22 protein-coding genes are annotated in these 26,899 nt (G+C 65.8%); 15 read left to right on the plus strand and 7 right to left on the minus strand.

Annotated elements, in window-relative coordinates; all coding sequences use genetic code 11:
- Window positions 1-22: 22 nt before the first annotated feature.
- Window positions 23-295: a hypothetical protein gene (locus J2R80_RS22175; RefSeq protein ID WP_253639413.1), complete on the minus strand. Its 273-nt coding sequence runs from the start codon at window positions 293-295 to the stop codon at window positions 23-25.
- A 208-nt stretch (window positions 296-503) separates the two neighbouring features.
- Here J2R80_RS22175 and J2R80_RS22180 point away from each other — a divergent pair, with 208 nt between their 5' ends.
- The gene (locus tag J2R80_RS22180) at window positions 504-728 is read left to right on the plus strand and encodes a hypothetical protein (RefSeq protein WP_253639414.1); all 225 of its coding nucleotides are present in this window, start codon (window positions 504-506) and stop codon (window positions 726-728) included.
- Between the two features lie 68 nt (window positions 729-796).
- On the opposite strand, the gene J2R80_RS22185 is transcribed toward J2R80_RS22180, so the two are convergent.
- A complete protein-coding gene (locus J2R80_RS22185; protein WP_028341609.1) occupies window positions 797-1,498 on the minus strand; it encodes a fumarylacetoacetate hydrolase family protein in 702 nt (233 codons plus the stop codon).
- Window positions 1,499-1,651: 153 nt separating this feature from the next.
- Between J2R80_RS22185 and J2R80_RS22190 the strand changes: the two genes are divergently transcribed.
- Entirely contained in the window at window positions 1,652-2,830 is a 1,179-nt protein-coding gene (locus tag J2R80_RS22190; RefSeq protein ID WP_253639415.1) for a dipeptidase, read from the plus strand.
- Window positions 2,831-2,836: 6 nt separating this feature from the next.
- Here J2R80_RS22190 and J2R80_RS22195 read toward each other — a convergent pair whose 3' ends face one another.
- Window positions 2,837-4,648 (minus strand): ABC transporter ATP-binding protein, encoded by a 1,812-nt coding sequence (locus J2R80_RS22195; protein WP_253639416.1) that lies wholly within the window; start codon window positions 4,646-4,648, stop codon window positions 2,837-2,839.
- 109 nt (window positions 4,649-4,757) lie between these two features.
- The gene (gene galE, locus J2R80_RS22200) at window positions 4,758-5,771 is read right to left on the minus strand and encodes a UDP-glucose 4-epimerase GalE (RefSeq protein WP_253639417.1); all 1,014 of its coding nucleotides are present in this window, start codon (window positions 5,769-5,771) and stop codon (window positions 4,758-4,760) included.
- Window positions 5,772-5,909: 138 nt separating this feature from the next.
- Between galE and J2R80_RS22205 the strand changes: the two genes are divergently transcribed.
- Complete coding sequence (locus tag J2R80_RS22205) at window positions 5,910-6,950, plus strand: glycosyltransferase family 4 protein (RefSeq protein WP_253641017.1); 1,041 nt, start codon at window positions 5,910-5,912, stop codon at window positions 6,948-6,950.
- Here the strand turns inward: J2R80_RS22205 and waaF are convergent.
- Window positions 6,932-7,996: a lipopolysaccharide heptosyltransferase II gene (gene waaF / locus J2R80_RS22210; RefSeq protein WP_253639418.1), complete on the minus strand. Its 1,065-nt coding sequence runs from the start codon at window positions 7,994-7,996 to the stop codon at window positions 6,932-6,934. The two genes, J2R80_RS22205 and waaF, sit on opposite strands and share 19 nt — an antisense overlap.
- Window positions 7,997-8,131: 135 nt before the next feature.
- On the opposite strand from waaF, the gene rfaD reads away from it, so the two are divergent.
- The 6 genes from rfaD (at window position 8,132) to J2R80_RS22240 (ending at window position 16,092) form a co-directional block, all read left to right on the plus strand.
- Entirely contained in the window at window positions 8,132-9,112 is a 981-nt protein-coding gene (gene rfaD, locus J2R80_RS22215) for an ADP-glyceromanno-heptose 6-epimerase (protein ID WP_253639419.1), read from the plus strand.
- 18 nt (window positions 9,113-9,130) lie between these two features.
- The gene (gene rfaE1 / locus J2R80_RS22220; protein ID WP_253639420.1) at window positions 9,131-10,603 is read left to right on the plus strand and encodes a D-glycero-beta-D-manno-heptose-7-phosphate kinase; all 1,473 of its coding nucleotides are present in this window, start codon (window positions 9,131-9,133) and stop codon (window positions 10,601-10,603) included.
- 8 nt (window positions 10,604-10,611) lie between these two features.
- Window positions 10,612-11,892: an O-antigen ligase gene (locus J2R80_RS22225; RefSeq protein WP_253639421.1), complete on the plus strand. Its 1,281-nt coding sequence runs from the start codon at window positions 10,612-10,614 to the stop codon at window positions 11,890-11,892.
- An 85-nt stretch (window positions 11,893-11,977) separates the two neighbouring features.
- Window positions 11,978-13,891 (plus strand): nucleoside-diphosphate sugar epimerase/dehydratase, encoded by a 1,914-nt coding sequence (locus tag J2R80_RS22230; RefSeq protein ID WP_028338296.1) that lies wholly within the window; start codon window positions 11,978-11,980, stop codon window positions 13,889-13,891.
- 48 nt (window positions 13,892-13,939) lie between these two features.
- The gene (locus tag J2R80_RS22235; RefSeq protein ID WP_253639422.1) at window positions 13,940-15,154 is read left to right on the plus strand and encodes a glycosyltransferase family 4 protein; all 1,215 of its coding nucleotides are present in this window, start codon (window positions 13,940-13,942) and stop codon (window positions 15,152-15,154) included.
- Window positions 15,151-16,092, plus strand: a complete 942-nt coding sequence (locus J2R80_RS22240; protein WP_253639423.1) for an NAD-dependent epimerase/dehydratase family protein — start codon at window positions 15,151-15,153, stop codon at window positions 16,090-16,092. Before J2R80_RS22235 ends, J2R80_RS22240 begins: the two co-directional genes overlap by 4 nt.
- A gap of 5 nt (window positions 16,093-16,097) precedes the next feature.
- Here the strand turns inward: J2R80_RS22240 and J2R80_RS22245 are convergent, their stop codons facing one another.
- Window positions 16,098-17,108 (minus strand): glycosyl transferase, encoded by a 1,011-nt coding sequence (locus tag J2R80_RS22245; RefSeq protein WP_225644519.1) that lies wholly within the window; start codon window positions 17,106-17,108, stop codon window positions 16,098-16,100.
- A 10-nt stretch (window positions 17,109-17,118) separates the two neighbouring features.
- Window positions 17,119-18,105, minus strand: coding sequence for a lysylphosphatidylglycerol synthase transmembrane domain-containing protein (locus J2R80_RS22250; RefSeq protein WP_253639424.1), 987 nt, complete (start codon window positions 18,103-18,105; stop codon window positions 17,119-17,121).
- A gap of 352 nt (window positions 18,106-18,457) precedes the next feature.
- On the opposite strand from J2R80_RS22250, the gene J2R80_RS22255 reads away from it, so the two are divergent.
- The 6 genes from J2R80_RS22255 (at window position 18,458) to J2R80_RS22280 (ending at window position 26,881) form a co-directional block, all read left to right on the plus strand.
- On the plus strand, window positions 18,458-19,870 hold the full coding sequence (locus J2R80_RS22255; protein WP_141340697.1) for a mannose-1-phosphate guanylyltransferase/mannose-6-phosphate isomerase: 1,413 nt from the start codon (window positions 18,458-18,460) through the stop codon (window positions 19,868-19,870).
- 251 nt (window positions 19,871-20,121) lie between these two features.
- Entirely contained in the window at window positions 20,122-21,138 is a 1,017-nt protein-coding gene (locus J2R80_RS22260) for a Gfo/Idh/MocA family protein (RefSeq protein ID WP_253639425.1), read from the plus strand.
- A gap of 30 nt (window positions 21,139-21,168) precedes the next feature.
- Window positions 21,169-22,320 carry a DegT/DnrJ/EryC1/StrS aminotransferase family protein gene (locus J2R80_RS22265; protein WP_225644525.1) on the plus strand — a complete coding sequence of 384 codons (1,152 nt, stop codon included), beginning with the start codon at window positions 21,169-21,171 and terminating at the stop codon, window positions 22,318-22,320.
- A gap of 43 nt (window positions 22,321-22,363) precedes the next feature.
- On the plus strand, window positions 22,364-23,893 hold the full coding sequence (gene murJ / locus J2R80_RS22270) for a murein biosynthesis integral membrane protein MurJ (protein ID WP_253639426.1): 1,530 nt from the start codon (window positions 22,364-22,366) through the stop codon (window positions 23,891-23,893).
- A gap of 128 nt (window positions 23,894-24,021) precedes the next feature.
- Complete coding sequence (locus tag J2R80_RS22275; protein WP_141340700.1) at window positions 24,022-26,331, plus strand: xanthine dehydrogenase family protein molybdopterin-binding subunit; 2,310 nt, start codon at window positions 24,022-24,024, stop codon at window positions 26,329-26,331.
- A gap of 103 nt (window positions 26,332-26,434) precedes the next feature.
- Window positions 26,435-26,881: a cytochrome c gene (locus J2R80_RS22280; protein WP_253639427.1), complete on the plus strand. Its 447-nt coding sequence runs from the start codon at window positions 26,435-26,437 to the stop codon at window positions 26,879-26,881.
- Window positions 26,882-26,899 lie beyond the last annotated feature (18 nt).

Raw genomic sequence — 26,899 nt, forward strand, 5'->3', positions numbered from 1 at the left:
TCGCACTTTTCCGGATCATGCTCTAGCAGCCGCGGCAAATGCCCTTGATCTTGCGGTCGACGATCGCGTCCTCCTGATCGATCATCTGCTGCGATGTCGATGTCGTCGCCGGAATATCGGCGGCGCGCGGCTGGCGATGGCCGACCGGCGCCGACCACGGCCTGCTCGCGGTTTCGTTTGACGCGTAGGCGCGGGGCTGCTGGACCGCTGCCTGTGCGAAGCAAGCGGTCGCCATCGTCGCGGACATAATCGCAGCCAAGCCAAGCCGTACGCCGGGTCGTCGAAGATCGATCATGAAAATCTCCATGCCGTCATCGCCGCGTTTGCGCGCGGCCTTGATGACATGGAGTGCCCCGGTCGTTCCGGTATTCCCCGCTCCATCTGAAGTGATCAGGCGCTCGCGGCGCGGTGATCGCGCGTGATGAAATAATTTCCGGGCGCTCGCGGTCCTTGATCACAGGAGCCGAGCTAGGTCGGCTTCACCCACCGTACGGAGAAATCCCATGACCAAATTGACCTTCGCGGCGCTTGCGCTGGTTGCCGCAGCCGCCTGTTCGGCGCAGGCGTCGGCCGCCGGCAACAACGCTGCGGTGCGGCGCGCCAATGCTTCGATGACGACAACGACGGTCAGCAGCAAGACCACCGATTGTGTGCGCGCGCCGAAGGTCGGATCGTTCGCGACCGCCCCGTTCACCGAGCCGCCCTGCATGCCCGGCACGATGCGCTGACCGCGCACAGCAAAAAGCCCCGGACTCGAGGTCCGGGGCTTTGGGCCTTGCCTCGTCTGCTGAGGCGGTTATTCCGGCTTGCCGATCGTCACCGCGAGCTTGCCGACGCCGTCGACACCGCATTCGAGCTTGTCGCCCACCTGCAGCTGCGAGACGCCGGCGGGCGTGCCGGTCATGATGATGTCGCCGGCGGCGAGCTTCACCTGCTGCGAGAGCTGCCAGATGATCTCAGGCACGTTCCAGATCAGCTCGGTGAGGTCGCCCTTCTGCGCTTCCTTGCCGTTGACGGTGAGCCAGATCTTGCCCGCGGTCGGGTGGCCGATCTTCGCGGCCGGCTGGATCGCCGAGCAGGGCGCGGAATAGTCGAACGACTTGCCGATCTCCCAGGGCCGCTCCTTCTTGCGCGAGGCGATCTGCAGGTCGCGGCGGGTCAGGTCGATGCCGACGGCATAGCCGTAGACATGCTCGAGCGCCTTGTCGGCGGGAATGTTCAGCCCGCCACTCTTCATCGCCACCACCAGCTCGACCTCGTGATGCAGGTCCTTGGTCAGCGGCGGATAGGGGATGGTCGCGCCGTCGGGCACCAGCATGTCGGCATGCTTGCCGAAGAAGAACGGCGGCGCGCGCTCGTCATTGCCCATCTCCCTGATATGCTCGAGATAGTTGCGGCCAACGCACCAGATGCGGCGGACCGGATAGGTGCCGGATTCACCGACGACGGGAAGCGAGGGCTGCGGGGGAAGCGGAATGACGGTGGATGCGGCGTTCATGAACGGGTCCCGGAGGGTTGAAGGAGGGAGCGCGGGCGGTATTTACGCGCTTACGCCGCTCAGGGCTAGTGGCCGCGGCTGCATCCGGCGCAGAGGTGAGGCCAGCTTTCCGCCGAGCGCGGCCGCCTTTGGTCGACAATGGCGGTGGGGCCCATGAGGAAATGGCTTTCGATCGGCGTGGTGCTGATCGTTGTGGCCCTGATCGCCGCCGCCGTTCGGTTTTTCACGGTCGCCCCGGAGCGGATCGACCGGGCGCAGAACAGGGTCCAGCGCGTGGCGCAGGATATCACGCCCGCCGCAACGGCCTTGCAGGCGACGCTCGACGTGGCGGACATGCATGCGGACAGCCTGCTGTGGAAGCGTGACCTGATCGCGCGATCCGATCGCGGCCATATCGATCTGCCGCGCCTGATCGAGGGACACTACGCGCTGCAGGTGTTCTCGTCTGTCACCAAGTCGCCCAAGGGCCAGAACTATGATGCCAACGGCGCCGATACCGACACTATCACCAACCTCGCCATCATCGATCTGCAGCCGCCGCGGACGTGGTTCTCGTTGCTGCAGCGCTCGCTGTGGCATGCCGAGAAACTGCGGAGCTTCGCCGAACAGTCCGCCGGGCGGCTGCGCCTGATCGCAACGCCGGCCGACCTCGACCGCCTGCTCGCCGACCGCAAAAGCGGCGCGACGGTGGTTGGCGGCATGCTTTCGATCGAAGGTTTGCAGGACATCGAGGGCAACATCGCCAATCTCGACGTGCTCTATGCCGCCGGATTCAGAATGGCCGGTCTCGCGCATTTCTTCGATAATGATGTCGCAGGCTCAATGCACGGCGTCGCAAAGGGCGGGCTGACGCCGCTCGGCCGGCAGGTGGTGCAGCGGATGGAGGCGATGGGCATGATCGTCGACCTCGCGCATGCGAGCCACGCGGCGGTCGCCGAGGTGCTGGCGATGGCGACGCGTCCGGTGGTCTCGAGCCACGGCGGCGTTCAGGCGACCTGCAAGGTCAACCGCAACCTCACCGACGACGAAGTCCGCGGCGTCGCGCGGACCGGCGGCGTGGTCGGCATCGGTTTCTGGCAAGGCGCGGTCTGCTCGCTCGATCCGAACAACGTGGCGCGGGCGATCGCGTATGTCCGCGACCTGGTCGGAATCGACCATGTCGGCCTCGGCTCGGATTTCGACGGCTCGACCACCACGGGCTTCGATGCCAGCGAGATCGTAGCCGTGACCCAGGCGCTGATGTCGCGCGGGTTCTCGGAGGACGACATCCGCAAGGTCATGGGCGGCAATGTCCTGCGCGTGCTGCGCGCAGGCATGGCCCCGAAGGGGTGAGACGCCCTAGCCGGTGGCGCTGATCGGCGCCAGCGCCAGCGGCGACGGGTCGTGGTGGTGCTGCAGGCGGAAAAACGAGGCGTAGCGGCCGCCGCGGCGCAGCAGCTCCTCGTGCCGTCCGCGCTCGACGATCTCGCCGCCCTCGACCACCAGGATCGCGTCGGCATGCATGATGGTGTGCAGGCGGTGCGCGATCACGATCGTGGTGCGGCCCTGGCAGAGATGCTCGATCGCTTCCTGCACCTGCTTTTCGGACTCCGAGTCGAGCGCGGCGGTGGCCTCGTCGAGCAGGATGATCGGCGCGTTCTTGATCAGCGCGCGGGCGACCGCGATGCGCTGGCGTTGCCCGCCGGACAGCTGGGTGCCGTGCTCGCCGACCGGCGTGTCGTAGCCGAGCGGGAAGCTCATGATGAAGTCGTGCGCGCAGGCGGCCTTGGCGGCGTCGACGATCTCTTGCTCGCTGGCGCCCTGCTTGCCGAAGGCGATGTTGGCACGGATGGTATCGCGGAACAGATAGACGTCCTGTCCGACATAGGCGGTCTGCTGCCGCAGCGACTTGCGAGACACTGACGAGATCGGCTGTCCGTCGATCAGGATGTCGCCCTCGCGCGTCTCGTAGAAGCGCAGCAGCAAGGCCAGCACGGTCGATTTGCCGCCGCCGGAGGGGCCGACCAGCGCAGTCACTTTGCCGGGCTCGGCCACGAAGCTCATGCGGTTCAGCACCGGCTCGCCCGGCCGATAGGCGAAGCTGACGTCGCGCAGTTCGATCCGCGCGTCGGAGAGTTTCAGCGCCGGCTTGCCGTCATCGGACTGTTCGCTCGCCGGGCTATCGACCACCTCGAGCAGCATCCGCGCGCCGACCAGCTGGCTGTTGAGATCGATGTTGAGCCGCGCCAGCCGCTTGGCCGGCTCGGTCGCCATCAGGAAGGCGGTCAGGAACGTGAAGAACTGGCCCGGCGTGGAACCGAGCGCCACCACGCTGTAGCCGCCATACATCAGGCAGCCGGCGACCGCGAAGCCGCCGAGCATTTCCATCAGCGGATTGGAACGGTTGGCGACGCGCGCCATCTTGTTGGCATTGCTCTCGACGGTTGCGATGTGCTCGTCGATCCGCTGCTGCATGGCGCCTTCCAGCGTGAACGCCTTCACGGTGCGGATGCCCTGCAGCGATTCCTGCATCGTCTCCATGATGTCGGCGGTGCCGGTGAACTGGTTGTAGGCGAGCCCCTTGATCCGCTTCACCAGCCTGCGCAGCATCAGCATCGCCGGCGGCACCGCCACGAGCCCGATGAACGACATCAGCGGGTCCTGCCAGACCATGACGGCGACCATGCTGATCAGCATCAGGAAGTCGCGGCCGATCGCATTGACCAGCATGTTGAGTACGTCGGTGATCGACTTGGCGCCGGCGGTCAGCCGCGCCAGGAATTCCGACGAGTGCCGCTGCGAGAAGAAGCCGATGCTCTCGCTCATCAGCTTGGCGAATAGCTGCCGCTGGTTGCTGGCGAGGATGGCGTTGGAGATCTTGTTCAGGATCACCATGTGGCCGTAGGTCGCCACGCCCTTGATGAACAGCAACACCACCGTGATCCCGGCGAACATCGCGATGCCGGGGATGTTCTTGTCGACATAGGCCTGGTTGATCACCTGGCCGAGCACGTAGGTGGCGCCGGCCGTCGAGCCGGCCGCAACGGCCATCAGGGCGAACGCCGTCAGATAGCGCCGCCAATAGGTAATCCCTTGTTCCATGACGAGGCGGCGAATCAGGATCGCCGCGCCATAGGGATCGTCGGTAATTTTCTTTGGAAACTGGGCCATCCGCGTTCCATTGACGGCGGGCAGCGCCGGCCGTCAGGGTTGCGGGACCTCCTTGCCCGCTTGGCGGGGCTTTTTCAAGCACAATAACTGCTTGATAACGGTTTGTTTTTTAGGCCGATTCCGCCTGTCGCGCGGAGCCCGCGCGCTCCCGGAACAGCTTCTCCTCCCAGGCCAGCGCGTGGCTCGCGATGGTCTCGAGATCGTCGAAGCGCGGCGTCCAGTCGAGCAGCGAGCGGATCCTTGTCGTGTCGGCCACCATGGTCATGATGTCGCCGGGCCGGCGCGCGGCGTAGGCGACCGCGAAGTTGCGCATCGAGACCCGGCGCACCGCCTCGATCGTCTCGAGCACGGAATAGCCGCGGCCATAACCGCAATTCATCGTCACCGATTGCCCGCCGGCGCGCAGATAGGACAGCGCCGAGCGGTGCGCCTCGACGAGGTCGCTGACATGGATGAAGTCTCGGATGCAGCTGCCGTCCTGGGTCGGATAGTCGGTGCCGAACACGTCGATCTTGGCGCGCTGGCCGGTCGCGGCCTCGACCGCGATCTTGAGCAGATGGGTGGCGCCGATGGTGGCAAGGCCGACGCGGCCCTTCGGGTCGGCGCCTGCGACGTTGAAGTAGCGCAGCACGACGTAGCTCATGCCGTGAGCGGATGCGACGTCGTGCAGCATGATCTCGGTCATCAGCTTCGACGAACCGTAGGGCGATAGCGGACGCGTCGGTGCGATCTCCGGCACCGGCACCTGGTCCGGGTTGCCGTAGACGGCCGCGGTCGAGGAGAAGATGAAGCGGCTGACGCCGCCCTTCACCGCCGCGTTGAGCAGGCTGCGCGTCGTCATGGTGTTGTTGCGGTAGTAGCCGAGCGGATCGCGCATCGAGTCCGGCACCACGACGGAGCCCGCGAAATGGATGATGCTGTCGATGCCGTGCTGGGCGATCACGCCCTCGACGAGATTTTCGTCGCCGGCATCGCCGATGAACAGCGGCACGCCTTCGGGCAGGAACGCGGAGAAGCCGGTGGAAAGGTTGTCGACCACGACGACGCTCTCGCCGGCATCGACCAGCGCATGAACCATGTGACTTCCGATATAGCCGGCGCCGCCGGTCACGAGCACGGTCATGGATAGAGCTCTCCCGATGTTCTTTAACCGGTGATGCTAGCGGGAGTGCGGTGAAGAGGGGGTTTCGCCGCGGCCGAACTGGCCACTATGCTTAATGTTGCGTATAGGAACAGGCACGAAACGGAGACTTGAGTGCCGATCGAGAACACACCTGCCGGCGAGCTCGAGCTCATCGTGCCCAATCTGCACCGACGCTATTCGGGTGTCACCGCGACCAACCGCATGGTCGCGCCGAAGCTCGCCAAGATGCTTCGCGCAGCCTGGCTCGGCTCGCATCGGCCCGACGGCATCGACGCGATCGGATTCGCCGATCTCCTGCACCTGTGGCGGCGCGCATCGCCGCTGATCTGGCATGCGCGGCGCAACGACGAGATGATCGTCGGGCTCGCGCTGCGCGCGCTCGGCTGGCCGCTGAAACTGATCTTCACCTCGGCCGCGCAGCGCCATCACACCTGGCTGACGCGCTGGCTGATTCGCAACATGGATGCGATCATCGCCACCAGTCCGCTGTCGGCCTCCTATCTGAAGCGCGACGCGACAGTGGTGATGCACGGCGTCGACACCGACCGCTATGCGCCGCCGGCCGATCGCGCGAGCGCCTTCGCCGAGAGCGGATTGCCGGGACGCTATGCGATCGGCTGTTTCGGGCGGGTGCGCGCGCAGAAGGGCAGCGACGTCTTCGTCGAGGCGATGTGCAGGCTGCTGCCGCGCTATCCCGATTTCACCGCCGTCATTGTCGGCGCCGTGGTGCCGGAGCAACTCGCCTTTGCCAACGAGCTGAAGCGGAAGATCGGGGCCGCCGGCCTGCAATCGCGCATCATCATCACGGGCGAACTGCCCATCGAGGACGTCATGCGCTGGTATCAGCGGCTGACGATCTACGCCTTCACCTCGCGCAATGAAGGTTTCGGCCTGACCCTGATCGAGGCGATGTCTGCGGGCGCGGCGCTGGTGGCAGCGCGCGCGGGCGCCGCCGAGTTCGTCGTCGAGGACGGCGTCACCGGCGTGCTGACGCCGCCTGGCGACGCCGATGCGCTGGTGGCCGCGCTGGAGCCCTTGATGCGCGATCCGGCTACGGCCGCGGCGATGGGGGCGCGGGCGCGGCAACGAGTTGTGGATAAGTTCAGCCTCGATGCCGAGGCGAACGCGATCGCCAAGGTCTACCGCGCGCTGACCTGAGCCAGCACGCGCTGCGCAATCTCCACGACCTCTTCGGGGGCGATGTCGCGCATGCAGCGATGATCGTTCATGGTGCAGACCGTGCGCTGGCAGGGCTGGCACGACAGCTTGCTCCTGGTCTGTAGCACCGTCGCGGCGAGGCCGTTGAGGGGCGCCCAGAGATAAGGATCGGTCGGGCCGAAGATGCCCATGGTCGGCGTGCCGATTGCGGCGGCGATGTGCATCAGGCCGGAGTCGTTGGTCACAGCGACGCTGGCCGCGGCCATCGCAACGATGCCGTTGCGCAGATCGCTGCCGGTGAGGTCGCGGACCCGCGCGCCGCCGACGGCCGCGATCTCCTGCGCCAGCGCCTTCTCGCCGGGGCCGCCGACCACCCAGACGTCGAAGCCATGTTCGGCGAACAGCCGCGCGGCCTCCGGATAATAGGTCCAGCGTTTCGAGGCGCCGACCGAGCCGGGGCCGAGCGCGATGGCGGGACCGCGGCCGAGGCCGTTAGCCTGCCGCCAGCGTTCGATTTCGTCCGTGGGAACCCGAAGCTGCGGCACCGGCCATTCCGGCGGGCGGGCAGTGCCGTCAGGCAGTGCCAGGATCGCGTTCTTGTCGATGAAGCGCGGCTGCTGCTTTTCACCCCATCGCATCGCGTTGATCAGGCCGAATCGCACCTCGCCAAAGAAGCCGACCCGTTCCGGGATGCCCGCCAGCGCCGGCGCGAGAGCGGCCTTCCAGGTCCGCGGCAGCACCAGCGCGGTGGCGTAGTTCCGTCGGCGAAGCTCGGCCGCGAGGGCCTGCTGCTGGGCCAGCGCCAGCCGGCTGCGCGGCAGGTCAGACACGATCCCGGCGCGAACATCGGGCATATAATCGACCAAAGGGGCGCAAAGCCTGGACGTCAGAAGGTCGATCGGCCGGTTCGGCCAACGCTTGCGGAGCACCCTGACCACGGTGTGGCCGCGCACGAAATCGCCGATCCAAACATAGGGCACGACGAGGATAGGTCTGGTATCCCCGGTATCCTGTGTTTCGATATCAGATATTGAATCAATATTCATTTCTAAATAGGCCAAGGCCGATCGGGTGCGGCCAAGTCGGTAACCGGTTCGCGATGAGAGGTAAAGCCGTCGTTGCCTGCGACGCGGGAGTGGGGCAAAGCTGACGGCTGCAAAGGAATCTGGCGGGATTTCATCATGTTTCTGGTAACCGGGGGCGCCGGTTTTATCGGATCGAACGTCGTGGCCGCGTTGAACGACGCCGGGCGCAGCGACGTCGCGGTCTGCGATCTGCTTGGGCAGGATGGCAAGTGGCGGAACCTGGCCAAGCGCCAGCTTGCCGATGTCGTTCCGCCGGCCGAGCTTGGCGACTGGCTGAAGGGGCGGCGGCTCACCGCCGTGATCCATCTCGGCGCCATCTCCGAGACCACGGCAACCGACGGCGACCTGGTGATCGAGACCAATTTCCGTCTCTCGATGCGGCTGCTCGACTGGTGCACGGCAAATGCCACGCCGTTCATCTATGCCTCCTCGGCCGCGACCTATGGTGACGGCGAACGGGGGTTTGACGATGACGCATCGGTCGAGGCGCTGAAGCGGTTGCGGCCGATGAACCTGTACGGCTGGAGCAAGAACCTGTTCGACCTTGCGGTCGCCGAGCGCGCGGCGAAGGGCGAGCCTCTGCCGCCGCAATGGGCCGGGCTGAAATTCTTCAACGTGTTCGGCCCTAATGAATATCACAAGGGCCCGATGATGAGCGTGCTCGCGCGCCGCTTCGACGACATCAAGGCGGGCCGCGTCGTGCAGCTGTTCAAGTCGCATCGCGAGGGCATCGCGGACGGCGATCAGCGTCGCGACTTCATCTATGTGGACGACGTCGTGCGGGTGATGATGTGGCTGATCGCGACGCCGCGGGTCTCCGGGCTGTTCAATGTCGGTACCGGCAAGGCGCGCAGCTTCAAGGACCTGATCGTCTCGGCCTATGGCGCGCTCGGGCTGCAGCCGAACATCCAGTATGTCGACATGCCCGAGCAGATTCGCGGCAGCTACCAGTACTTCACCCAGAGCGTCGTCGATCGTCTCGGGCGCGCTGGATACAATGGCGGTTTCACCCGCCTGGAAGACGCAGTCGGGGCCTATGTGAAGGGCTTTCTCGACCGCGCGGATCGCTATCGCTAGAGCGGATGACGGTGACTGATGTTCGATTTTGAAGCGATCTCGCGTGCGATGTCCGGCCAGACCGTGCTGTGCGTCGGCGACCTCATGCTCGACGAGTTCGTCTACGGCGAGGTGTCGCGGATCTCGCCGGAGGCGCCGGCCCCGGTGATCGCGGTCAGGCGCAGCGAGACCAATATCGGCGGCGCCGGCAACGTCGCGCGCAACATCGCCGCGCTTGGCGGGCGCTGCATCTTCGTCGGCCTGATCGGCGAGGACGCCGCCGGCGCGGTGCTGGCCGAAGCGCTGGCGAAGGAGCCCGCCATCGAGACCGTGCTGGTGCGCGACGCCGCGCGTCCGACCACGCGCAAGGTGCGCTTCGTCTCCGAGCAATTTTCGACCCACATGCTGCGCTCCGACTGGGAGTTCGCCGCGCCGGCCGCGCCGGCCATCGAGCAGCAGTTGATCGACGCGATCCTGCCGCGGCTTGCGCGGGCCGACATCGTGCTGCTGTCGGACTACGCCAAGGGCGTGCTCACCGCGCGCGTGATCCGCAACGTGATCGACGCGGCGCGCCAGGCGCAAAAGCGCGTCATCGTCGACCCCAAGAGCGCCAATCTCGCGATCTATCGCGGCGCGACCGTGCTGACGCCGAACCGCAAGGAATTCGCCGAGGCGACCCGCAGCCGCGCCGACAGCCAGGGCAGCATCGCGCAGGCCGCGCCCGATGCGATGTACCTCGCGGATTGCGAGGCGATGCTGGTGACGCAGGGCGAGCGCGGCATGACGCTGGTGACGCGGGGCGGCGAGTCGATCCATGTGCCGGCGCTGCCGGTCAAGGTACGCGACGTCTCCGGCGCCGGCGATACCGTTGCCGCGGCGCTGGCGCTGGCGCTGGCGGGCGGCGCCGACTGGGAGGGCGCGCTGCGGATCGCGAGCGCGGCGGCGGCGGTTGCGGTCGGCAAGACCGGTACCGCGATCGTCAAGTCCGCCGAATTGCGCCGAAGGATCCTGCCGCACGCTTCGCTGGCGGCCGAGGAGAAGATCGTCCCGGCCGGCGGCGACATCGATGCATGCCTCGAGGAGTGGCGCAGGCAGGATCTGCGCATCGGCTTCACCAATGGCTGCTTCGACATCCTGCACCCCGGCCACGTCAAGGTGCTGACCGCCGCGCGCGGCGCCTGTGATCGCCTCGTCGTCGGGCTGAACAACGACGCCTCGGTGAAGCGGCTGAAGGGCGAGGGGCGTCCGGTGCAGGACGAGCGCGCCCGCGCCGAGGTGCTGGCGGCGCTGGAAGCCGTCGACCTCGTCGCGATCTTCGAGGAGGACACCCCGATCAATCTGATCACGCAGGTGCGGCCGAGCGTGCTGGTCAAGGGCGGCGACTATACCCGCGAGCAGGTGGTCGGCCACGAGATCGTCGAAGCCGCCGGCGGCGAGGTGGTGCTGGTCGAGATCCTGCCCGGCCACAGCACGACGTCGCTGGTTGCGCGGGCCCGTGAGGGCAAGGCGTGAGCGCAAGCATGGCATCCCCGGCAGGCGCCGCGGCGTGTCCGGCCTGGCGCGATCCGGCGCGCTGGCAGACCGCGACCGATGTGGTCGCGGTCCTGATCGCGCTGTCGCTGCCGTGGTCGACCTCGCTGGTCGGCATCTTCGGCGTGGTGCTGCTGATCGCGATTGCGCCGACGGTCGATCTGAAGGCGTTCTGGGCGCTGCTGAAGCGGCCGATCTGCCTGGCGCCAGTCGCGTTGTTTTGCCTCGCGCTTGTCGGCACGCTCTGGTCGGACGCGGCCTGGGGCGCGCGATTCTACGCGGTCGGGCCGACCGCAAAGCTCCTCGTGCTGCCGGTCCTGCTCTATCATTTTCAGCGCTCGGCCCGCGGGACCTGGGTGTTCGTCGCTTTCCTGGTCTCCTGCACGCTGTTGATGCTGATGTCCTGGCTGGTGCTTGCCTATCCGCACCTCGCGCTGAGGGCGCCTGCGCCGGGTGAGCAGGGAGTTTTCGTCAAGAACTACATCGACCAGAGCCAGGAATTCACCTTGTGCGCGGTCGCGCTGGCCTATCCGGTCGTGATGCTGCTGCGGGCCAAACGCATCCTGCCGGCCATGTTGCTGATTGCGATTGCGCTCAGCCTGTTCGCCAACATGGCGATGGTGGTGGTGTCGCGGACTGCATTGGTGACGGTTCCGATTATGTTCGCGGTGTTTGCGCTGCTCCATCTGCGCTGGCGCAGCATCGTCCTGATCCTTTGCGCGACCGCCGCGTTAGCCGTGGTGGCGTGGTATGGCTCGCCGCAATTGCGCTGGACGGCCGATTCATTCCAGCGCGACTACAAGCTCTACATGGAGCGCAACGAGCCGACCTCGGTCGGTCTGCGGCTCGAATTCTGGCGAAAGTCGCTCGGCTTCTTCGCCGAGGCCCCGGTCATCGGCCATGGCACCGGAGCGACCCGGGGCCTATTCGAGCGCGTGGCAACGGGTGGTGTGACCCAGGCCTCAGGCGAAGTGATCGGCAACCCTCACAATCAAACGTTGAACGTCGCCGTGCAGTGGGGCATTGTGGGTGTGGCGATCCTGTATGCGATGTGGCTGCTGCACCTCTTGCTGTTCCGCGGCGACGGTCTCGTCAACTGGATCGGGCTTCTCGTCGTAGTACAGAATATTACGAGTTCGTTGTTTAATTCACACATCTTCGACTTTCACGAAGGCTGGATGTATGTGCTGGGTGTCGGGGTCGCGGGCGGCATGGCGTTGAAGGGGCAATTGGGGGCCGATATGGAACCCGAACCTCCTGCTCGTCCATGATCGCTGGCAAGGGCGCTGCAGATACGCTATCAGCCTGCCAAATGTCTCACCGCAAACTCCCAGTTTCCGGCAACCCGTCCGTTAGATGACGCGTCTTTCACAATTTACCCTGCGCAACTTCCTGATTTTGCTGCATGACGCGCTCGCGACGACGTTTGCGTTGCTGGCGAGCTTCTATCTGCGTTTTGAGGGCAGCCTCCTTACCGATCGACTGCCGCATCTGCTGCTGATTCTGCCCTGGTTCGTGCTGTTCAGCATTTTCGTCAGCTATTTCTCCAATCTGACCACGGCGAAATGGCGCTTCACCTCGCTGCCGGACGCGGTGAATATCCTGCGGGTCGCATCCGTGCTGACGCTGGCACTGGTCGTGCTGGACTACGTCTACTTCTTCACCGGAACGAATTCGCAAAGCCCGGTGTTCCTCGGCCGGGTCACGATCATCCTGTTCTTCTTCCTCGAGGTGTTCGCGCTGAGCGCGTTGCGCCTCGGCTACCGTTATTTCCGTTATTCGCGCACGCGGCTGCATGCCCGATCCGACAACGCCGCGCCGGCGCTGCTGGTCGGACGTACGGCCGATGCCGAAGTCGTGCTGCGCGGCATCGAGAATGGTGCCATCAAGCGGCTCTGGCCGGTCGGCGTGCTCTCGCCGTCGGACGCGGACCGCGGCCAGATGATCCGCAATATTCCCGTGGTCGGCGGCGTCGACGACATCGAGGCCGTGATTCGGGATTTCGAGACCCGCCAGCGGCCGATCAAGCGCGTGGTCATGACACCGTCGGCCTTCGAACCCGAAGCGCATCCGGAAAGCGTGCTGATGCGCGCCAGGCGGCTCGGCGTGATGGTCAGTCGCCTGCCGTCGCTGGAGGGCGGCGACGCGCCGCGACTGACCAACGTCGCCGTCGAGGACCTGCTGCTGCGCCCAAGCCAGAAGATCGACTACGCGCGGCTCGAGACGCTGGTGAGGGGCAAGTCGGTCATCGTGACCGGCGGCGGCGGCTCGATCGGTGCCGAAATCTGCGAACGGGTCGCGACCTTCGGCGCCGCGCGCCTCCTGGTCGTGGAGAATTCCGAGCCGGCGCTCTATGCGGTTACCGAGGCGCTGTCCGCGCGCGACTCCGGCCCCGAGATCGAGGGCCGGATCGCCGATATCCGGGATCGCGAGCGCATCACGCGGTTGATGAGCGAGTTCAAGCCCGACATCGTGTTCCATGCCGCGGCGCTCAAGCATGTGCCGATCCTGGAGCGCGACTGGAGCGAAGGGGTCAAGACCAACATCTTCGGGTCGGTGAACGTGGCCGACGCCGCGCATGCCGCGGGCGCGAGCGCGATGGTGATGATCTCGACCGACAAGGCGATCGAGCCGGTGTCGATGCTGGGCCTGACCAAGCGGTTCGCCGAGATGTATTGCCAGGCGCTGGACCATGACCTGATGACAGAGGCAAAGGGCAAGCCGCACATGCGGCTGATCTCGGTGCGGTTCGGCAATGTGCTGGCGTCCAACGGATCGGTGGTGCCGAAATTCAAGGCGCAGATCGAGGCCGGCGGACCGATCACGGTGACCCATCCGGACATGGTTCGCTACTTCATGACGATCCGCGAGGCCTGCGATCTCGTGATCACCGCGGCGACGCACGCCGTGACGCCGGCGCGGCCTGACGTCTCGGTCTATGTGCTGAACATGGGGCAACCGGTGAAGATCGTCGATCTCGCCGAGCGGATGATCCGTCTGTCGGGCCTGCAACCCGGCGTCGACGTCGAGATCGTATTCAGCGGCATCCGCCCCGGCGAGCGGCTGAACGAGATCCTGTTCGCAAGCCAGGAGCCGACGCTCGAGATCGGGGTCGCCGGCGTCATGGCGGCCAAGCCGAACCAGCCTCCGATGTCGACGCTGCGCAAGTGGCTCGCGGCGCTGGAGGATGCGATCGAGAGAGATGACCGTGTGACCATCCGCGCCGTCCTTCAGGACGCCGTGCCCGAGTTCGGATCGAATGCCGCCTGACCGCGCCGTTCTGCGGACGCCGAGACAGGACCGTTTCGAAAGCCATTGATGCGTAGTTCTCGAAAAGTCGTGGTCGTCAGCCAGCACTATCCGCCGGACCACAGCACGACCGCCGCGATCATGTCTGCGATCGCCGAACGGATCGCGCAGGAGTCGGAGGTGATGGTGGTCTCCGGGATGCCGGGCTCGGCGCGGGCGCCGGCGCCCGGGCGTCCCGCCGTCGTCGAGATCAGGAACTGGCTGCCTGGAAAGGCGGCGCTGATCAAGCGCGCGCTGGCTGAGGCGCTGTTCACCGGCCGGATCTTTTTTGCGCTGTTGTCGCGCCTGAAGCGGGGTGATGTGGCGTTGACGGTGACCGCTCCCTTCGCGCTGCCCTATGCGGTTGCCGCCGCGGCAAGGTTGAAGGGGGCCAAGTCGGCGCTGATCCTGCACGACCTGTTTCCCGATGTGCTCGTGATGGCCGGGCTGCTGCGGCCGTCCTCGCTGGTCGCGCGGGCGATGCGCGCGATCAACGCGCTGATGTTCCGGGCCCTGAACGCTGTCATCGTGATCGGCCGCGACGCCGAGAAGCTGCTGCTGCGCTATGGCGGAATGACACAGGACAAGATCAGGTTCATCCCGAACTGGGCCACGCTCGCGCCCGGCAACCGTCCCGTGAGCCCCGACAATCCGTTTCGCAAGGCCATCGCCGCGCGCTTCGTCGTCGGGCTGTCCGGCAATCTCGGCTTCACCCACGATCCGGACATCGTGTTCGAGGCCGCGCGGCTGTTGCGTGACGAAGGCGAGATCCATTTTCTGCTCTCGGGATGGGGCATCGGCTTCGCGCGGCTCAAGGAGCTCCGGGCCACCGCGCGGCTTGCCAACGTCACGCTGGTCGACCGCGTCGCGGACAGCGAGCTGGATGCGCTGCTCTCCAGCGCGGACGTCTGGCTCATTCCCTATCGCAAGGACGTCGCCGGCGTGTCGGTGCCGAGCCGGTTCTACAATCTGCTCGCTGCCGGCCGGCCCGTCATTCTCGTCTCCGAGCCCGAGGCCGAGGCTGCGCTCACCGTCAGCGAAAACCGGCTCGGTTGGGTCGTCACGCCGGGAAGGCCCGATCAACTCGCCGAAGCCATCCGCCAGGCGTCGCGATCGCGGGACGCCGCGATGGCCGAGCGCGCCGTCGCGACCGCGCGGAACTTCAGTCCCGAGCGGGCGCTCGCGAGCTACGCTGCGCTGGTCCGGGAGCTGCTATCCAATCGCGATGTGGAGCGGACGGTATGAATAATGGTCACCGGACGGTTCTGGTCACGGGCGCCAGCGGCTTTGTCGGCCGCCATGTGGTGCCCGCGCTGGCGCGCGGCGGCTGGGTGGTGCGACGCGCGGTGCGAACTCCACCGCGCGATGCAAACGACGTGATGATCGGCTCGCTCAGTCCCGCCACCGATTGGCGCGCCGCGCTCGACGGGGTGGAGGCGGTTGTGCATCTTGCGGCCCGCGTTCATCAGCAGTCCGACGAACGCGCGATAGAGCTCTATCGCAACGTCAATATCGAGGGCACGCTGCATTTGGCGCGGTCCGCGGTCGCTGCGGGCATTCGCGATTTCATTTTCGTCAGCACGATCCTGGTGCATGGGCGCAGCAATTACGGGCGTCCTCCGTTTCGCGAGGACGATGTCCTGACGCCGCGCGGCCTCTACGGAAACTCGAAGGCGGCCGCCGAGGTCGGCTTGAAGGAAATTGTGCCGGGCAGCGGCATGAGGGTGACCGTCATCAGGCCGCCGCTAATCTACGGGGCCGGTGCGAAGGGAAATTTCGCCCTGCTCAAGCGCGCGGTGCTCAATGGCTTGCCGCTGCCGCTCGCTTATGTGAAGAATCGCCGCGCGTTCCTGTCGGCGGAAAACCTCGCGTCGTTCATCTTGCACCGGTTGTCGCACCCGGGAGATGATTTCGACGTGTTCCTGGTGGCTGACCGCGAGCAGGTCTCGACGCGGGAATTCGTCGAGCGTCTGGCCCGGGCGGCGGACACCTCGCCGCGTCTGTTTTGGCTGCCGCCGCTGCTGTTGAAGATGGCGCTCGGGATCAGCGGCCGCAAGGAAGCCTATGACAGCCTGTTCGCCTCGCTCGAGCTTGATCTTTCCAAGATCGCGGGCACCGGATGGCAGCAGCCGATCAGCCTCGACGAGGGGCTGCGGCGCGCGCTGCGTCAAATGGACAGCTGAGGCGATCAGAGCGGTCGGGAGAACCGCCGCAGCTGCCAGGCGACGGCGAGCGCGCCGGCCAGCAGCAGCGCGATGTCCGCAGTGAGCGAATTGAGGGCGACCGAGGTGAATGCGAGCAGCGCCAGCACCGCGTTAAGCGCAAACACCTCGCCGACGACGCGCCACACCGTGAATCTATTGTCGGTCGCGCGCTGGTAGAAGTGCGAGCGATGCGCGGCCCAGAATGGCTCGCGCCGCGCCATGCGGCGAAACAGCGTGACCGTCGCATCCGTCAAATAGTACAGTGGCAGCAGCAGCGCGGCGGCGAACTGCCGGTGCAGGGCGAGCTCGAGCAGGCACCAGCCGAGCAGCAGGCCGATCGGCAGGCTGCCGACATCGCCGAGGAATATCCTTGCGACTGGTCGGTTGAACGGCGCGAAGCCGAGCAGCGCGCCGCACAGCGCCGCCGCGACCAGCGCGGGAGCTGCGGGGAGATAGCCGAAGCTGCCGAGCAGGGCGATCGCCACGGTGATCGGCACGGCCTCGGCCGCGGTCATCAGGTCGAGCCCGTCCATGAAGTTGACGAGGTTCACGAACCAAAGGCCGGCGATCAGCAGCAGGCCGCGTTCGAGCCAGACCGGGCCGGCCGGAACCAGTCTGAGACCATCAGGCGCGGAAAACACCACGGCCGCAACGGCGGCGGCCTGCAGCAGCAGCCGCGGGACGACGGGCAGCGAGCGGATGTCGTCGGCAAAACCCACCACCGCGATGAACAGGCAGGCCGCGAAGACGATGAAGGGAATCGTCAGGTTCTGCGATCCGGCCAGGACGATGACGATTCCGCCCGCCAGCAGCGTCGCCGCCGTGACCGCGATGCCGGCACCCTGCGGCGTTGGAATACGGTGCGACGAGCGCGCATTCGGCTTCGCCAGCGCCACACGCAGCAGCAGCGGCCGCGTCGCCTGGATCAGGACAGCCGAGATCGACGCAGCCAGAACCGCCGCGATCAATGACAGGAGGATTTCGAAAGCGCTCATTCTGGTCCGGCTATTGCGATCCCGGGACTCGCGATTGCGATCCCGGGACTTCGATCGGTTTTGTGCCCTTGGCGGCCTTTTCCGGGCTCAGGATCCAGACCAGGCCGCCAAACACGCCAACCACGAACGATACCGCGCCGAATAACAGCGAGATGTTGACGCCTTCATTGGCGATCAATCCGGCGTAGCCGAAGGCCAGCGCCATCGTGGCCTCGCGTACGCCCCAGCCTGCGATCGAGATCGGCATCATCGTGATCAGCATCACCGGCGGCAACAACTGGAAGATCTGGCCGAAGGTGACGGGCGCGGTGATCGATTTCACCACGCACCAGGCGATCACGACGGTCACGACGTGAATGGCGATCGAGAGAATTGCGACCCTCAATCCGCGCTTGCGGCTGAACAACACCCGGTTCGCGATGACCGCGCAGGCGTGGATGTGATGCGTCGCCCACCATTGCTTCAGCCAGACCCAAGGCAACACGCCGATCAGCAGGAAGCCAAATCCGGCCGCGAGTGCGGCGAGGTCGAGAAGCAGCAACGCCATCCAGCCGTGGGAATCAGAAATCAGCCGATAGCTCCAGGGCAGGGTGGCGGCGATGACGACGGCGAGGGCGATCAGCCCGATCGCGCGGTCGACGAAAATCGAATAGGTGGCTGCGCGCCAGCCCGCACCGGCGTGCGCGACGAGCCAAAGCCGGACCGCGTCGCCGCCGATCGAGGACGGCAGTGTCTGGTTGAAGAAGGTGCCGATCACGTTGAAGCGCATGGCCTGGCCTGTCTCCAGCGGGGCTCCGCACTCCACGCTGATCTCCCGCCAGCGCAACACCCCGAGGAAGATCTGCAGGAACGTGACCGCGATCGCGAGGCCGAGCCAGCCCAGGCTCTCGACCTGGATACGAAAGGCAAGGTCGTACAGATTGACCTTGCGCAGCGAGAAATAGAGCAGCGCTGCCGAGATCAGGATCTTGACGGTCGAAAGCAGGATTCGGCGCATTTCCGTTCGGCTGCCAGGTTTCAGAATGTGTCAAAAACAGCGCAAAACGCTTTCGCGCGCCCAAATTCGCCGCCTTGGTATGGTTTCCGCGCCGATCTGGCAATACCCGTACTGGTCCCTATTGCGGCAGGCGCGAAGGGGTGGCTAAAGAGGCCGGAACGGGGGACGGCCGGCCACTCACCGGGGGTTTACGTTACCGGTAAAATCCGACCAGACGCGCGGGGGGCGCGTGCTACTGCTTGGATAGTGCTTCCGAGGCGACAGGGCCGCCGGCCGCGACAGCCCGGGCCGATTTGGTGTGTCGTCCGCAGGCGGATACGACAGGACTTGCACGACAGGATTTGAGGCATCGATGGATCGACGAATTATTCCCCTGATCATGTGCGGCGGCGCAGGCACGCGATTGTGGCCGGCGTCACGCGAGGTGCATCCGAAACAGTTCCTGTCGCTGTTCGGGGCCCGCTCGACCTTCCAGGAGACGCTGCTGCGGGTTTCCGACGCCGACCTGTTCGAGCGTCCGATCGTGATCACCAACGAGGCCTATCGCTTCATGGTGCTGGAGCAGCTGGCCGAGATCGGCCGCGAGGCCGACGTGCTGCTCGAGCCGATGCGCCGCGACTCGGGGCCGGCGATTGCGGCCGGTGCGACGTTCGCGCAGAGCCGCGACAGCGAAGCGATCGTGCTGGCGCTGGCCGCCGACCATCTTGTGCGGGACACCGCGGCCTTCGTCGCCGCGTGCCGCGGCGGATTGGTGGCTGCGGACGCCGGCCGCATCGTGACGTTCGGCGTCAAGCCGGAGCGGCCGGCCACCGAATACGGCTACATCAACCCGGGTGAGGTGGTCGCCGGCGAGGTGCGCGCGGTGGCGAAATTCGTCGAGAAGCCGGATGCCGCGACGGCGGCGGGCTATATCGATGCGGGTTATCTCTGGAACAGCGGCAACTTCATGTTCCGCGCCGGCGTGCTGCTCGACGAGTACCGCAATGTCGATGCGGACAGCGTGGCCTCGGTGGAGCAGTCGGTTGCGTCGGCGGCGCGCGATCTCGGCTTCGTCAAGCTCGATGCGCAGGCCTTCGGCGCGGCAAAGGCGATCTCGATCGATTACGCGGTCATGGAGAAGACATCGCGTGCCGCGGTGGTGCCGGTGGCGTGCGGCTGGTCCGACATCGGCTCGTGGCGCCAGGTCTGGGAGCTGTCGGACAAGGACAGCCTCGGCAACGCTGCGCGCGGCACTGCGGTGTTCGAGGACTCCCGCAATTGTAACGTCTCAACCGACCGGGCGCTGGTTGCGCTCGAAGGCGTCGACGATCTCGTCGTGGTCGCGACCCAGGACGCCGTGCTGGTGTCACGCCAGAAGGACGCCAACGGGCTGAAGCGGCTGGTCGCGAAATTGAAAGTGGCGGCGCCGGAGGTGACCGAGAATCACATCAAGGTGCATCGCCCCTGGGGCTCCTATCAGTCGGTCGACAATGGCGATCGCCACCAGGTCAAGCGTATCGTCGTCAAGCCCGGCGGACGGCTGTCCCTGCAGAAGCACCATCACCGCTCCGAGCACTGGATCGTGGTGCGCGGCACCGCGCAGGTCACCGTCAACGAGCTGATCAAGACGGTGCACGAGAACGAATCGATCTACATCCCGATCGGCGCGGTGCACCGGCTGGAGAACCCGGGCAAGATCCAGCTCGAGCTGATCGAGGTGCAGACCGGCAGCTATCTTGGCGAGGACGACATCATCCGCATCGAGGATGACTATCGGCGCACCTGAGGCGAACGGGCCCCGCGCTCAAGATCGAGTCGCGGGCGATGTAACTCTTTGAATCAAAACGTGTCCGGATTTCGCCGTTGGCATTCGCCACATTTGTGACGCCGTGCTATAGCGGCTGCCAACGAAGCGGGTCGTGATTTGCGCCAAAGGCGCGGATCGGGCAGAGGGGCCTTGGTGCTGATTCTCTCGGAGCCGGGATGGCTCCCTGAGAAGCCGGGACAACCGCCAGAACGTTACTTGGGGTCTACGATATGAATGCAAAAGTGTCCGCAGCCGGCGCGAAGGCCGATATCGGCCGCGCATTGCGCGTCGGCGTGATCGGCGCCGGCGTGATGGGCAGCAACCATGCCCGCGTGCTGGCCGGACTGCCCGGGGTGCTGTTGATCGGCATCGTCGATCCGCTGCCGGAACATCGCACCCGCGCCATCGACCTGGTCGGCTGCCGCGCCTTCGAAAGCCTCGATCAGCTGTTCGCCGAGGGCATCGATGCGGTGACGATCGCAGCTCCCACCCATCTGCATCACGAGATCGCGCTCGCCTGCATCGCGCGCAACATTCACATCCTGGTCGAGAAGCCGGTCGCATCCACGGTCGAAGAGGGCCGCGAGATCGTTGCGGCCGCCGAGCGGGCCGGCGTCACACTGATGGTCGGCCATGTCGAGCGTTTCAATCCGGCGGTCGCCGCGATCAAGAAGGCGATCTCGGGCGAGGACATCCTGTCGATCGGCATCACTCGGGTCGGCCCGTTCCCGCCGCGAATGTCCAATGTCGGCGTCGTGATCGATCTTGCCGTGCACGACATCGACCTGATCCGCTGGTTCACCGAGTCCGACATCGTCGAGGTGCAGCCGCAGCTCTCGAGCGCCGTCGCCGAGCGCGAGGATATCGCGCTGCTGCAGTTCCGCACCGCTTCCGGCGTGCTCGCCCACATCAACACCAACTGGCTGACGCCGTTCAAGGCGCGCAACGTGACGGTCGCAACCCGCGGCAAGTATGTGATGGGCGATCTGCTCACGCGTCAGGTCACCGAATGTTTCGGCTTCAAGCCGGACGGCAGCTATTCGATGCGTCACCTGCCGGTCGGGCATGACGAGCCGCTGCGCGCCGAACTGATCGCCTTCCTCGACGCCGTACGCGGCGGCAAGCTGCCGGCGGTGTCCGGCGACGAGGGCGTGGCGAGCCTCGAGATCGCGATCCGCTGCCTGGAATCACCCGCCAGGCCCGCCGCCTCGACGATGCGCAAGGGGCCGCGCCGCGTTGCCAGCTAATTGCAACTTGAAAACACGCGCGAAAGCTTCATGAACCAGCACATGCGTCCAGAGCCTGTTCCCTTCATAGACATTGCCGCGCAGCGCCAGCGGCTCGGCAAATCGGTCGATGATGCAGTCGCCCGCGTGCTCAACCATTGCCAATTCGTCAATGGCCCGGAAGTGACCGCGCTGGAGAAGGCGCTGGCGGACTATAGCGGCGCAAAGCATGTGGTGAGCTGTTCCAGCGGCACTGACGCGCTCTTGATGGTCCTGATGGCGAAGAATGTCGGGCCGGGTGACGCCGTGCTGTGCCCGTCTTTCACGTTCTGCGCGACCGGCGAAGCGGTGGCGCTCACCGGCGCGACACCCCTCTTCGTCGATGTGGACGAGACGACATTCAATATCGATATCAATTCGCTCAAGCGCGGGGTCGCCACCGCGATGTCGCGTGGCCTAAAGCCGGTTGGTGTCATTCCAGTGGATTTGTTCGGCCAGAGCGCCGATCATGACGCGGTGGCTGCGGTTGCCGAAGCCGAAGGCCTGTTCGTGCTCGACGACGCCGCCCAGGGCTTTGGCGCGAGTTACAAGGGCCGCAAGCTCGGCACCTTCGGGCTTGCGACCGCGACCAGTTTCTTCCCGGCAAAGCCGCTCGGCTGTTTCGGCGATGGCGGCGCGATCTTTACCAATGACGACGAACTTGCGAACGCGCTACGCAGCATCCGTGTGCACGGGCAAGGGTCGGACAAATATGACAATGTCCGCCTCGGCCTCACCGGGCGGCTCGATACCATGCAGGCCGCGATCCTGCTCGAGAAGCTGAAGATTTTTGACGACGAGATCGTGGCACGCAACCAAGTGGCGGAGCGCTACGCGCGCGGACTCGGCAATATCGTGACCGTGCCTCGCCTTGCGCCAGGTTGCACCTCGGTGTGGGCGCAATACACAATCCGCCTGCCGAAAGGGGCCGACCGCGATGCCTTTGCCTCGACGCTGAAGACCCAAGGCATTCCGACGGCGATCTACTACACGAAGTCGATGCACCAGCAGACCGCTTACCGTGATTTCCCGGTCGCCGACGGCGGCCTAGCGATCAGCGAAAGCCTCTCCGACGACGTCATCAGCCTGCCGATGCACGCCTATCTCGACGAGGCGGCCCAGGACCGCGTCATCGCGGCTGTGCGCAGCGCGCTTTCAGCCTGATAGGAAACTTTTTCAGACCGCAATCATGCGCTAGAAGCAGCGCATGCTTGGACGCATCTTCACCGTCGGCGGCTATACCCTGCTATCGCGGGTCACCGGGTTCGCGCGCGACATCATGCTCGCGGCGATCCTCGGTGCCGGGCCGGTTGCCGACGCCTTCTTCGTGGCGCTGCGGCTGCCCAACCATTTCCGCGCGATCTTCGCCGAAGGCGCCTTCAACGCCGCCTTCGTGCCGGCCTATGCCCATGTCCATGGCGAGAAGGGCGAAGCGTCGGCGCGGCTGTTCGCCGACCGCATCTTCACGCTGCTGTTCGCCTCGCAGGTGATCCTGCTGGCGGTGGCGATGGCGTTCATGCCGCAGGCGATGAGCATCCTCGCGCCGGGCTTCACCGAGGACGCGGCGCAGCGCAAGCTCGCGATCGAGCTGACGCGGATCACGTTTCCCTATCTGCTGCTGATCACGCTGGTGACGCTTTATGGCGGCATGCTCAACGTGATGCATCGCTTCGCCAGCGCCGCCGCGGCGCCGATCTTCCTCAACCTCGCCATGATGATGACGCTGGCGCTTGCGGCGTTCTTCCCGAGCGCGGGCCATGCCGCGGCCTGGGGCGTCCTGATCTCGGGCTTCCTGCAATTCTTCCTGCTCGCCGGCGACCTCGCGCGCCATGGCGGCCTGCCGCGGTTCGCGCCCTTGAGGCTCGACGAGGACGTCCGCGGCTTCTTTCGCGCGCTGGGACCGGCGACGCTGGGCTCGATGGGCACCCAGGTGGCGCTGTTCGCCGACACCATCATCGCGACCTTCCTGCCCGCCGGCGCGCTGTCGGCGCTGTATTATGCCGACCGCCTCAATCAATTGCCGATCGGCGTGATCGGGATCGCGATCGGCACCGTGCTGCTGCCGGAGATGTCGCGGCGCCTGAGCGCCGACGATCACGCCGGCGCGATGGCGGCGCAGCGCCGCGCCTTCGATTTCACGCTGCTGTTCTCGGTGCCGTTCGTGGCGGCGTTCCTGACGGTCGCCGATCCGATCATGCGCGCGATGTTCGCCCGCGGCGCGTTCTCCAAGGCCGATGCGGCAAGCGCCGGGGCCACGCTCGCGGCCTATGCGGTGGGGCTCATTCCCTTCGTGATGATCCGCAGCGCGGTCGCGACCTTCTACGCTCGCAAGGACACCGCAACGCCGGTGAAAGCGGCGCTGACCGGGGTCGCGGTCAACGTCGCGCTGAAGATCGCGCTGGTCGGCTCGCTGGCGCAGGTCGGCCTCGCGCTCGCGACCGCGGTCGGGGCCTGGGTCAATCTGCTGCTGGTGCTGACGTTTGCCGTGCGCCGCGGCTACCTCGCGCTCGATCGGGCGCTGATCCGCTCGTTCGGCACCTTCGCGCTGTGCGGCGTGCTGCTCGCGGTCGCACTGTGGCTGACCTCGCATTTCGCTTATGTGTGGTTCGCGCCGATGCAGATCTTTCGCGACGAACTGATCCTGCTGCTGCTGATTGCGGTCGGCGTCTTCGTCTACGCCCTCCTGATCCTCATGCTGTTCGGCCGCGGCTGGCTGTTCGCGCTCCGCCGCGTATAGTTTTACCTGTCAAATCAAATGCATAGGAGGCCGCTGTGTGATAGCGCCGCGCGCGGCGGAAAGCGGTTTGCGCTTCGGCGACAACCACGCCAATATGCGCAAAACACACCAAGGCAATTGGAGAGACGATGGCAGCTCCCATCAAATTCGGCGTCGGACAAAGTGTGCGGCGCAAGGAGGACGACGCTCTGATTCGCGGCAAGGGCCGCTACACCGACGACGTTGCACCGTCTCCCGCATTGCACGCGCTGATGCTGCGCTCGCCGCACGCGCACGCGACCTACACGATCGATGCCGGCAAGGCCCGCGGCATGCCCGGCGTGGCGCTGATCCTGACCGCCGCCGACGTCGCCGAACTCGGCGGCCTGCCGTGCCTGTTCAATCTCGAAACCGATCCGTTCACCGCACCGCCTTATCCGATCCTCGCCAAGGACGAGGTGCGCCATGTCGGCGACGCGGTGGCCTTTGTGGTCGCCGACACCGTCGATCATGCCCGTGACGCGATCGAGGCGATCGACGTCAAATGGACGCCGCTGCCGGCGGCGGTCGGCCTCGTCAATGCGGTGAAGAAGGACGCGCCGCAGGTCTGGCCGGACAAGCCTGGCAATGTGCTGTTCGACGTCTCGATCGGCGACAAGAAGGCCGCCGAGGACGCGTTCGCCAAGGCGCATGCGGTGGCCGAGATCACCATCGTCAATCCGCGCGTCATCACAAATTTTATGGAGACGCGCGCCGCGGTCGCCGAATACGACGCCAAGAAGGATCATCTGACGCTGACGATCGGCAGCCAGGGCAGCCACCGCCTGCGCGAGATCCTCTGCGACATGGTCCTGAAGATGCCGAAGGAGAACATGCGGGTGATCTGCCCGGATGTCGGCGGCGGCTTCGGCACCAAGCTGTTTCCCTATCGCGAATATGCGCTGATCTCGGTGGCCGCGCGCAAGCTCAAGAAGAGCATCAAATGGACGGCCGAGCGCTCCGACCATTTCATGGGCGACGCGCAGGGCCGCGACAATCTCACCACCGCGAAGATGGCGCTCGCCGAGGACGGCAAATTCCTCGGCATGGATGTCGACCTGATGGGCGACATGGGCGCCTACCTCTCGACCTTCGCGCCCTACATCCCGCATGGCGGCGCCGGCATGCTGCCGGGCCTCTATGACATCCAGGCCTTCCACTGCCGGGTCCGCACCGTATTCACCAACACGGTGCCGGTCGATGCCTATCGCGGCGCCGGCCGCCCGGAGGCCGCCTATGTCATCGAGCGCCTCGTCGATGCCGCTGCGCGCAAGCTCGGCATGACGCCGGACGCCATCCGGCGGAAGAACTTCATTCCGCCGAAGTCGCTGCCCTACACGACCGCGACCGGCAAGGTCTACGACTCCGGCGACTTCGTCGCGCATATGAAGCGCGCGATGGAGATTGCCAACTGGAAGGAATTTCCGAAGCGCGCCAAGGCCGCCAGGAAGGAGGGCCTGGTGCGGGGCATCGGCATGGCAAGCTATGTCGAGGTCTGCGGCACGATGGGCGAGGAGACCGCCAATGTGGCGCTCGATCCCAACGGCGACATCTCGATCCTGATCGGCACGCAGTCGAGCGGGCAGGGCCACCAGACCGCCTATGCGCAGATCGTCGCCGAGCAGTTCGGCGTGCCGCCCGAGCGCGTCCATGTGCTGCAGGGCGATACCGACAAGATCGCGACCGGCCTCGGCACCGGCGGCTCGGCATCGATTCCGTCCGGCGGCGTCAGCGTGCAGCGGGCGACGCATGATCTCGGCAACAAGCTGAAGGAGCTCGCGGCGCAGGCGCTGGAAGCCGGCGCCGGCGACCTCGAATTCGCCGACGGCCGCATCCGCATCGCCGGCACAGACCGCTCGATCAGCTTTGCCGATCTCGCCAAACGTCCGGGCGGCGATACGTCGAAGATGAATGCCAGCGCGACCTTCGCCAGCGCCGACGGCACCTATCCGAACGGCACCCATCTCGCCGAGGTCGAGATCGATCCCTCAACCGGCATCATCAAGATCGTCAGCTACGTCATCGTCGACGATTTCGGCGTCACGCTCAATCCGCTGATGCTCGCCGGCCAGGTTCACGGCGGCGCGATGCAGGGCATCGGGCAGGCGCTGATGGAGCAGGCGGTGTACAGCCCGACCGATGGTCAGCTCGTCACCGGCACCTTCATGGACTATGCGCTGCCGCGCGCCTCCGACGGGCCGTCCTTCGTGTTCGAGACCCATAACGTGCCTTGCACGACCAACCCAATGGGCGTGAAGGGCGCGGGCGAGGCCGGCGCGATCGGCTCGTGCCCGGCGGTCGTCAACGCGATCGTCGAGGGGCTGCATCGCGAGTACAAGATCGACCACATCGACATGCCCGCCACGCCGGAACGGGTCTGGATCGCGATCCGCGAGGCGCAGCGCCGCCATAATCTCTGAAAAATTGTCGCAGGCGGAATGAAGATTCCGCCTGCGGTGTTTTGCAAACCAGGCCGGCCGCAGATCGCGGACCGGGACAGAGCGGAATTGAGGGGTTTTGCCGATGAAGCGGATTGTCGTCGTTGCTGCGGTGCTGGCGTTCGGTGCCGGTGCAGTCGTTGCACAGCAGGATCAAGTCAAGAAGACCCAGGCCATGATGAAGGACAATGGCAAGAATGCGGCTGCGCTGTCGGCGATCATCAAGGGCGAAAAGCCCTACGACCAGGCGACCGTCAATGCCGCGCTGGCCCAGTTCGAGGATACCGCCAAGCAGCTTCCGACGCTGTTCCCCGAGAGCATGAAAGGCGTCAAGCTGGAAGGCGATTACGCCCCTTCGCCGAAAATCTGGGAAGACAAGGCGGGCTTCGCGCAGCAGTCCGCGAGCTTCGCGAAGGTCGTCACCGATGCCAAGGGCAAGATCAAGGACGTCGATACGCTGAAGGCCGAGCTGGGCGTGATCGGCAAGCAGTGCGGCGGCTGCCACGAGACCTATCGCGTCAAGAAGGGCTGATCGCCATTCCATCAACGA

The organism is Bradyrhizobium sp. USDA 4541 (assembly GCF_024171085.1).
GTDB lineage: Bacteria > Pseudomonadota > Alphaproteobacteria > Rhizobiales > Xanthobacteraceae > Bradyrhizobium > Bradyrhizobium australafricanum.